This window comes from Streptomyces sp. NPDC058375, assembly GCF_042723425.1.
Taxonomy (GTDB): domain Bacteria; phylum Actinomycetota; class Actinomycetes; order Streptomycetales; family Streptomycetaceae; genus Streptomyces; species Streptomyces durocortorensis.
The window spans coordinates 22,588-30,820 of sequence record NZ_JBHXJG010000065.1 but is presented as its reverse complement, the minus strand read 5'-3'; the positions used below and the strand labels follow the sequence as shown (position 1 = coordinate 30,820).

9 protein-coding genes are annotated in these 8,233 nt (G+C 72.3%); 3 read left to right on the top strand and 6 right to left on the bottom strand.

The features are described 5' to 3' along the window. Positions 1-58: 58 nt before the first annotated feature. From ACFWM7_RS13855 to ACFWM7_RS13830, 6 genes are all read right to left on the bottom strand, one after another. Complete coding sequence (locus ACFWM7_RS13855) at positions 59-1,060, bottom strand: CU044_5270 family protein (protein ID WP_383259768.1); 1,002 nt, start codon at positions 1,058-1,060, stop codon at positions 59-61. After that, positions 1,048-1,695 (bottom strand): RNA polymerase sigma factor, encoded by a 648-nt coding sequence (locus ACFWM7_RS13850; protein ID WP_383259765.1) that lies wholly within the window; start codon positions 1,693-1,695, stop codon positions 1,048-1,050. The genes ACFWM7_RS13855 and ACFWM7_RS13850 overlap by 13 nt, the downstream gene beginning before the upstream one ends. 194 nt (positions 1,696-1,889) lie before the next feature. After that, complete coding sequence (locus ACFWM7_RS13845; protein ID WP_383259761.1) at positions 1,890-3,509, bottom strand: M16 family metallopeptidase; 1,620 nt, start codon at positions 3,507-3,509, stop codon at positions 1,890-1,892. 7 nt (positions 3,510-3,516) lie between these two features. Continuing rightward, positions 3,517-4,464 carry a hypothetical protein gene (locus ACFWM7_RS13840; RefSeq protein ID WP_383259758.1) on the bottom strand — a complete coding sequence of 316 codons (948 nt, stop codon included), beginning with the start codon at positions 4,462-4,464 and terminating at the stop codon, positions 3,517-3,519. A gap of 245 nt (positions 4,465-4,709) precedes the next feature. Further along, on the bottom strand, positions 4,710-4,901 hold the full coding sequence (locus ACFWM7_RS13835) for a DUF397 domain-containing protein (protein ID WP_383259754.1): 192 nt from the start codon (positions 4,899-4,901) through the stop codon (positions 4,710-4,712). Further along, on the bottom strand, positions 4,898-5,740 hold the full coding sequence (locus tag ACFWM7_RS13830; RefSeq protein ID WP_383259751.1) for a helix-turn-helix domain-containing protein: 843 nt from the start codon (positions 5,738-5,740) through the stop codon (positions 4,898-4,900). The genes ACFWM7_RS13835 and ACFWM7_RS13830 overlap by 4 nt, the downstream gene beginning before the upstream one ends. A gap of 139 nt (positions 5,741-5,879) precedes the next feature. On the opposite strand from ACFWM7_RS13830, the gene ACFWM7_RS13825 reads away from it, so the two are divergent. From ACFWM7_RS13825 to ACFWM7_RS13815, 3 genes are all read left to right on the top strand, one after another. Further along, entirely contained in the window at positions 5,880-6,299 is a 420-nt protein-coding gene (locus ACFWM7_RS13825; RefSeq protein WP_383259748.1) for an ATP-binding protein, read from the top strand. 342 nt (positions 6,300-6,641) lie between these two features. After that, positions 6,642-7,616 carry a hypothetical protein gene (locus ACFWM7_RS13820; RefSeq protein ID WP_383259746.1) on the top strand — a complete coding sequence of 325 codons (975 nt, stop codon included), beginning with the start codon at positions 6,642-6,644 and terminating at the stop codon, positions 7,614-7,616. Between the two features lie 200 nt (positions 7,617-7,816). After that, positions 7,817-8,167 (top strand): YciI family protein, encoded by a 351-nt coding sequence (locus ACFWM7_RS13815; RefSeq protein ID WP_030798833.1) that lies wholly within the window; start codon positions 7,817-7,819, stop codon positions 8,165-8,167. Positions 8,168-8,233: the final 66 nt, after the last annotated feature.

Here is an 8,233-nt window from a genome sequence, read left to right as displayed (position 1 = left end):
GTCCGCTCCCCTGTGCCGGACACCGGGCCCACGCCCGGGCTTTCTCCGAGCCGTACGGTCAGGGCTTCTGGCCCTTGGCGTCGACGACGGCCGCCTTGGTCCTCGCGACCTCGCGCAGGACGTCGCCGCGCTTGTAGACCATGCGGTCCGGGCCGTCGCTGTCGTCGGGGCCGAAAACCTCGTGGGTCCTGCTGACCACCTCGCGCTCGCCCGCGTAGCTGTAGTCCACCGGGTCGATGAGGATCTCGCGCCGGGTGTTCCGGTCGTACGCGCGGGTCACGGCGATGACCTGGCGGCCGGTGGCGTCCCGGATCAGGTGGTCGGTCACCCCGACGCCCCCGACCGTGGCCATCGCCCGGTAGATCCGGGCCAGGGCGGCCGGCGGGAGCGGGTAGGACTCCAGCAGAACGGTCAGGGCGCGGAAACTGTGCTCGTCCTCGGCCTCTCGGGGGCCATTGGACCCGTTGCCGGTGGGGAAGACCTTCCGCAGTTCCGCGAGGAGCGCCTTCGGGTCCTCCGGTAGCTCGGCCGCGATTCGGTAGGACTCGCGGGCGGTCCGGTAGTCCGTGTCGGACTCATCGTTCTCCGCGGCCTTGTCGTCGTACGGGATCCAGGAGTCGGGGCTGTAGGACCATTGCGTTTGCTCCCGGATCTCGGCCGACAGCTCCTTCCACTGCTTCTCCTGGTCGGGGTTCTCCTCCCGGAGGTAGATCCACTGGTCCGCCCTGGGCTCCGGAGGGGCCTCCTGCCGCTCCAGGAAGTCGGCCGCCCGCCCCAGGGCGGCGGCCGGGCTGGACAGGTCGAGGTCGCCCGCCACGGTCGCCGGGCCCGACTGCCGGGGGTCCGAGGTGTCGACGACCTGGGTGACGAAGAGCGCCGCCGCGGTGATCGCCACCACCGCTCCGAGCGAGGCGATCCGCCAGTCGGCCCGCTGCCGGAGCGTGCGGCGGCCGCGGCCCGCGATGGTGTCGGTCAGCCGCTTGCGGCCGGGGGCGAGGGCGGCGCGGTCGGGTACGGGGGCGTCGGCGCGCAGCTCCCGCAGTCGGGTCATTTCGTCCATGACGGGTTCAGCTCCTGTCCGGCCGGGGCGGGCGATGCGTCGGGCGTCGGGTCGAGCGCGGACGTGAAGGCGGGATCGGTGCTCAGCGCCTCACGGACCTTGCGGCGGGCCCGGTTCAGCCGGGACCTGACCGTGCCCAGCGGTATCCGCAGCGCCTCGGCCACCTCCTGGTAGCCGAGGTCCGCCCAGGCGACCAGCAGCAGGACGTGCCGGTCACCGGGGGAGAGCGCGGCCAGCGCCCCCGCGAGGGGGGCCTGGACGGCGATCCTGTCGTCGGAGCGGTCGCTCCAGGACGCGGCGACCGGGTCGTGCCCGGTGCGGGCCAGCGCCTTCAGCGCGCGGACCTCGGTACGGCGGTGCTTGCCGATCAGGTTGGCGGCGATGCCGTACAGCCAGGGCCGGGCCAGCCGGTGGGCCGTGTCGTAGCGGCCCCGGGTGCGGAACGCGATGAGGAACGTCTCCGCCGTGATGTCGTCCGCCGCGCCCTCCCCGAGGCGGCGGGCGGCGTAGCGGTGGATGTCCGGGGCGTGCCGGTCGTACAGCCCGGCGAACAGTTCGGGCTCGTCGAGGGACTGGGCGATGACGTCGGCGTCGTCGGCGGGGCTGCCCGCGAGGGCGGGTGGTGGCCCGGTCACTGCGCCTCCAGGATGCGTCGGTCGGTGTGTCTGTCACCCCTGTTGTCCGCAGCGGCCGGAAAGGTTCACGGGCGGGGTGCGGTGTGTTCGCGGGCGGGGCGCGGCGTGTCGAGTCCGTACGCCCGCCTCGCCTCGCCCCGCCCGCCCAACGCCTGAAGCCTGCCGCCCACCCGCTGCCTGCCCCCCCGGGCCCCTCAGCCGCGTCCCGGTCGCAGCGAGCGCAGCATGCCCCGCGCCCGGTCCTTCAGCCCACCCCGGCGCGCGGCGGCCTGCGGGATCTCGTCCGGGTCGCGCTCCGGCATCGGGACGGCGGCGGCGGCCGGGACCGCCGCGTCGATCACCGCCATCCGGTCCGGGGTGAGCTTGGCGTACAGCGTCGGCTCCACCTCCGCCACGAACGCGTCGAAGCCGATGAGGTGCCGGGCCCCGTCCGGGAAGACGCGCATCGCGGCGCACGCGTCGTACCGTACGGAGATCTGCCCGCCGGGGGTGACCAGGGTGACGGCCTCCGGTCCGACGGTCAGGCTCACGGCGTCGCTCTGCCGGGACCGGTGCACGGTGCCCGCCGGGTCGGAGGCCGGGGCCGACCACTGCGGGGCCTCGGTGAAGCCCGCCCAGTCCACGGGCCGCCCCGGCACCTGGATCAGCGCGGAGTCGTGCAGTTCGCGGGCCACCTCGCGCAGGTCCTCGACGGTGACGGCGGCCAGGTGCGCGCGGTGCTCGTCCGGGGTGAGGTTCGGGTGTCCCGTGAGCACGTTCAGCGCGTACGAGGGGAGCGCGGCCGCGCCGAGGTCCGGGATCTCGAACTGCTTGAGGGTCTTCGCCCGGGCCGAGTCCAGTTCGGCCTGGGAGATGGTCCCGGCCCGCAGCCGGGCCAGGACGTCGATGAAGCCGCCGACCACCGCGTCCTGCTTCTGCGGCAGCGCGTCCGCGAACGCGGTGATGGTCGCGTGGTCGTTGTCGCGCGGGTGGTAGCCGCAGTCGGCGGTGTAGGAGTAACCGCCCTTCTGCCGCAGGTCGGTGAAGAGCGCCCGCCCCAGCACCTCCGCGAAGAGCGCGGCGGCCGTACTGCGCCGCACGATGCCGTCCAGGACCACTCCGCCGCTGCCGCCCGTGAGGTAGGCGGGGGTGACGGGCAGGGCCGAGGTGGGCGCGGGCAGCGGCTGCCGCCGCCCGGCGGGCAGGGTCAGGTCCAGGCCCTCGGGCACGGTGCCCCCGGTGATCCACAGCACCGCGTTGTCCCAGGTGAACCAGGTCCTCGCCCAGTCGCGCACCGCGTCGGCCGTCAGGTGCAGGGTGCCGTACTCCGGGTAGCTGGCGAGGCCGTAGCCCCGGGCCCCGTAACGCCACAGCGGCAGTTGGTGGTTGGGGCCCCGGCTGCGGCCCGCCTGCTCGGTGCGCAGGATCTCCCGCTCGGTGGCGAGGCGCTCGACCGGCAGGTCGCGCAGGGAGGCGCAGACCCCGTTGAGGTAGGCGACGACCTCCTCGGCGGTGCCGGAGACCACGAAGTGGGTGTGGGTGGCGGCGGTGGACCCGTTGTAGTGCAGGTCCGAGACGCCGTGCCGATGCAGCGCCAGGTGTTCCACGAGGTGGGTGAGGCCGGCCGTGGCCAGCGTCTCGTCCGCCGCCCCGACCCGGAAGTACAGCCCGGCGGTGACCGGGCCGCCGCCGGACGTGGGGGCCATGAGGGTCGGGATGCGGTCGACCTCGGTGGCGGTGATGAACCCGGGGGCGGTGGCGGCACCGTCCACGGTCGATATGCCTTCCGGCGTCACGGTCACGGTCGCGGCGGGGCCGTCGGTCTGCTGTGTCATCGTCGGTTCAGCCCTTCGCCATCGCGCGTCTGCGGTGCTTGAGGAATTGCACTTCCCGGTCGCCCCAGTAGCCCCAGGGGTACTCGGTGGCCTTGTCCCCGAGCGTGCGGAAGTACGGGGCGGCCTCCGGGTAGTGACCGCCCAGGCTCAGCGCGCCCGCGAAGTCGTTGTGGTCGCCCACCCAGTGGAAGCCCGGCCGGTAGTCCGGGTGCCGTACGGAGCGGTCGGCCGCGGCCAGGATGTCGTCGCGGACCTCCGTCGCGCGCAGGTAGTCGCCGGGCCCGTCGTCGCTGTCGTCCAGCCAGCGTTCCAGGTGCGCCTGCGCCACCAGCCGGCCCGCGTGGCTCCCCGCGGGGGCCGCCGCCATGCACTCCCGGGCGAAGCCGAACGTGTCCTCCCAGCGCCCGCCCCACTTGGGGCAGAGCTGCTGGAGCAGCAGCATCTGCGCCTGGATGTGGTGCGGGTGGTGCTCCGCCAGGCGGTCGTACCGCCGCCGCACCTCGCTCGCGCCCAGCTCCAGGCCCCGGGCGGTCGTCAGCCGGTTCGTCCAGGCGAGGGCGTACGCCGGTTCGTCGGCGCAGACGCCGATCAGCAGCTGCTCGGCCCGCCGCAGCCACGCGTGGAACTCCTGGAACTGCTCCCGCGAGACGTGCTCCGCCGTGTACGAGCTGCGGATGTCCCAGCCGACGGCGATGTAGCGCGCGGCGAGCAGCGTCCGGGCCAGCGGCGACCCGTGGTCGGCGACCGCGCGTTCCAGGAAGCGCTCGGAGGAGCTGAGGTCGGAGACGAGGTTCGCGGCGACCGCGCGCTCCTCCTCGTCGTCCAGGAAGTCGAAGTACGCCTCCACGGTGTCCCAGTCGTTCCCGCGTACGGCGGTGCGGAGGTCCACGAGGGAGGGGATCTGGCGGCAGAGGTCGAACTCCGCGCGTATCAGGTCGGGGGCGGTCGGAGACACGTCGGTCCTTGGAATCGGGCTACGGACGCGACCGGTGGGGGGCCGGGCGCGGGAAGCGCGCGCGGCGTGTCGACGAACGGGCAGGTGGAAGGGGGCGAGCGGTGGGGTGATCGGAACGGGAGGCTAGCACCCGGCGGGCGATGTGCGCCGGGGAGTTTCGCGCAGGCCGGGCCCTCGCGGGCCCGGCCTCGTTCTCACGCGTACCGGGGATACCGCCGCGGCTCGACCGGCGGTACGGACGTGGCTCAGGCCTCCGACGCGTACGCGACGAAGTCGTTCCAGGCGGTCGGACCGAAGCCGAGGTGCGGGCCGCCGGTGGGGAGTTGCTTGGAGTCGCGTACGTGGACGGTGGTGGGGGCGGTGGCTACCTCTACGCAGGACGGACCGTCGTTGGTGCTGTAGCTGCTCTTGAACCACGTCAGCTCGGGGGTGCTCATGTCTCTCCCAGCAGTTTCTCGATGAATTCCCGCGACAGCCGGGGCGCGAGGGCCTGCGATCGGAGCAGGTTGTAGCGCATATCCAGGATCTGCACCTGCCTCGGATCGCTGATCAACCCGCTGATGAGCTGAACCTCGTTGAGCCCGACGGTCTTTCCGTCCTTGAGCTTAAGGACGCGGTGCGAGCCGCCCAGACCCGCGTGCTCTTCCGCCTCCATCGGCATGACCTGGATCTCGACATGCCGCAACTGGCTCAGCTCAAGCAGGTGTTCGAGCTGTCGTCGCAGGACCATTCTGCCCCCGGTCCGCCGCCGGAGCGTCGCCTCTTCCTGGACAAAGGTCAGCAGCGGAGCGGGGCGGCGGTCGAAGACCACCTGCCGGGCCATCCGGGCGGCCACCAGGCGCTCGATGTCGTCCTCGGTGTACGCGGGCCGCCGCTGGGCGTACAGCGCGCGCGCGTACTCCTCGGTCTGGAGCAGCCCGTCGATCACACCGTTCGCGTAGGAGCCGATCTCGACCGCCTCCGCCTCCAGCTTCGCCAGGTCGCGGACCTTCCTCGGGTACCGCGCCTCTTCCACGTCCTTCTTCATCGCTGCGACCTTGCCGTTCGCCCCGACCGCCGCGTCCGTGCGGTCCAGGAACTCCGGCTTGGGAATGCGGCGTCCGCCCTCGACCTTGAAGACGAGGTTCTCGCTGTACCCGATGATCGAGCCCAGCTCGGAGGCGCGTAATCCGGCTTCCTCGCGCCACAGCTTGATCTGCCGGCCGACCGCCGCGATGACCGCGCCCGAGTCGTCCTCCAGGCCGAAGTCCTGGTCCTCTTCGTTTCCGTCAGCCATGTGTCGATCCGCTCTCACCCGTGACGTCCGCGCGCGGACACCGTACGTACGGGACAGGCCTGTACACACCAGGGACAGTGACAGTCCGTACCCGCGTCAATACTTCTCAGCGTAGATACGCGCGGCCACGCTGAGTGACGTGAACCGAAAAATCACCCAACCGCGTGCACGCACCGGACAGTTCGCCGTCCAGCTCTCCGCCACCCGTCGCGGCGCCCGGCTCGCCCGGCTGCTCGCCACCGAGCAACTGCGCGCCTGGGGGCTGCCGCTGGAGGACGCGAGCCTCGTCATCGGCGAGCTGGCGACCAACGCCGCGTTGCACGGGTACGTCCCTGGGCGGGACTTCCGCATCCTGCTGAGCGTGTACGGCGACACGCTCCGCATCGAGGTCTCCGACACCCGGGGCGACCGGCTCCCGGCCAAGGCGGAACCGTCCGCCGCATCCGAGTCCGGGCGCGGGCTGTTGCTCGTCGAGGCTCTCTCGGTGCGGTGGGGTACGGAGCACGGGCCCTTCCCGCGCAAGACGGTCTGGGCCGAGGTCGCGCTCACCGGATCGTGACAGCCGCGATCCGGTGGGGCGGGGGAGGGGCCGGGACCATGGGGCACCGGGTCGCGGTCCACCGCGACGTGGTGGCCCACGACGTAAAAGCTTTTAAGTACCTGTCTTTGATCACTGGGGAAAAAACCCCACCCAACCCCCTGGGCTGACCTCTGCGGGCCCCGGTCAGCTCGGGCGGGGCCGTCGTCACTCACATGGGTGAAGTGTGCCAACCGGGCTGGATTTGTGACCTGTTGGCGGGCATATGCTCACGCTGACCACCACCCAGACATTGAGACGGCCCCCGGCCGGGACTGGCATCCCGACCGAAGGCCTCACCACCAAGGAAGAAGACGCTTCCCGATGGATACCCAGCAGGTTAGCGCGCCCCCGCGCGCCCCGTCCGGTGTCGTACACATCAACATCCGCCTCACCGACGGCTACACGATCATCTCCAACCGGCTCTCCCAGCACCGAGGACTCTCCCTGCTGGCCATCGGCCTCGGCACCCACATCCAGTCGCTGCCCGACGGGTGGCGCGTCGGCATCAAGGCGCTCGCCGCGATCTTTCCGGAGAGCGAGGTCCGTATCGCCGCCGCACTGCGGGAGTTGGAGCGGCACGGGTTCCTGCGCCGCACCCGCGAGAACGTGCGGGGCGGCAAGCTGGTCACGAGCACGGTGTTCTACAACCACCCGGATGCGGCGGCCCGGGGACGGGGGCGGGAGCGTGCGGCTATGCCTGCGCCTGTGCCGGCGCCTGAGCCCGTACGCGTAACTGTGCCGGTGCCTGAGCCCGTACGCGTACCTGTGCCGGAGCCTGAGCCCGTACGCGTACCCGTACCGGAGCCGGTGCCCGCCCCCGGCCCCGTACCGGCGGCAGTCCTCCCCGGCGCCCGCCTCGTGCCGACCCCCACCGCCCCCCGTAAGCCGCGCCTGCCGCTGCCCGTCCCGCAGCAGCCCACCGAGGCCCTGTACGCGGCGGCGGCCGATCTGCTCGCCGGGCTCCCACGGGCCGCGCCCGGGTTCCTCCTCTCCGAGGAGGACGTACGCGGGCTCGTTCCCGGGGTCGCCGCCTGGCTGGAGCGCGGGGCGCGGCCGGATGCCGTACGGGCGGCGATCACCGAGGATCCGCCCGTTCCCCTCCGCCACCCGGCCAAACTGCTGCGCCACCGGCTCGCCGCACTGCTCCCGTCGCCCCTGCCCGCCGCCGTGCCCGTCGTCCCGCTCCAGAACTGCGACGACTGCGACCGGGCCTTCCGGTCGTCCGTGCCGGGGTGCTGCCGGTCGTGCCGCGATGCCCGTGCGGACGCTGGTGAACCCTGCCTGATCAGCGCGTGAACCCAACACAGGTGCCTCTCGCCACGCTCGATCCGAAGGACTACGCGTACTTCAAGGACCACCACCGGTTGCGCATTCTCGGGGAGCAGTAGAAAGCACCGGATTTCTTCGACGGGCGTGTCGATCGCGGCCGGTCCCGTTCGTCGTCATGGTGTAAGCAGCCCCGAGGGCTGGGACCACACAGGCGACAGGAGCCGATCATGAAGTACATGCTGCTGATCCACAGCGGGGCCGTCGACGAGCAGGGCGGCGCGCCCCAGTGCACCGTCGAGGACTGGATGGCGTACGACAAGGCCGTACGAGACGCGGGGATCCACGTCTCCGGGGAGTCGCTGGCCGACCTGGTCACCGCGACCACCGTGCGGGTCTCGCCCACGGGGGAGCGGACCGTGACGGACGGGCCTTTCGCCGAGACGCGGGAGCTGCTGGGCGGGTTCCTCGTGATCGATGTGCCCGACCTCGACGCCGCCCTCGACTGGGCCGCGCGCTGTCCCGGCTCGCGCGACGGCGGCGCGGTCGTCGTCCGGCCGGTCGCGGACTTCGGGGCCTGAGAGCCGTGGCGGACGAGGACGCCTCGGCGGGGGAGGACCTCCCGGCGGCCGGCGAGAGCGTCTCGG

What these genes read in the sequence shown, in the direction of transcription:
- ACFWM7_RS13820 (WP_383259746.1), top strand. Translation starts at nt 6,642, where the DNA reads ATGGATACCCAGCAGGTTAGCGCGCCCCCGCGCGCCCCGTCCGGTGTC.
- ACFWM7_RS13845 (WP_383259761.1), bottom strand. Translation starts at nt 3,509, where the DNA reads ATGACACAGCAGACCGACGGCCCCGCCGCGACCGTGACCGTGACGCCG.
- ACFWM7_RS13855 (WP_383259768.1), bottom strand. Translation starts at nt 1,060, where the DNA reads ATGGACGAAATGACCCGACTGCGGGAGCTGCGCGCCGACGCCCCCGTA.
- ACFWM7_RS13835 (WP_383259754.1), bottom strand. Translation starts at nt 4,901, where the DNA reads ATGAGCACCCCCGAGCTGACGTGGTTCAAGAGCAGCTACAGCACCAAC.
- ACFWM7_RS13815 (WP_030798833.1), top strand. Translation starts at nt 7,817, where the DNA reads ATGAAGTACATGCTGCTGATCCACAGCGGGGCCGTCGACGAGCAGGGC.
- ACFWM7_RS13830 (WP_383259751.1), bottom strand. Translation starts at nt 5,740, where the DNA reads ATGGCTGACGGAAACGAAGAGGACCAGGACTTCGGCCTGGAGGACGAC.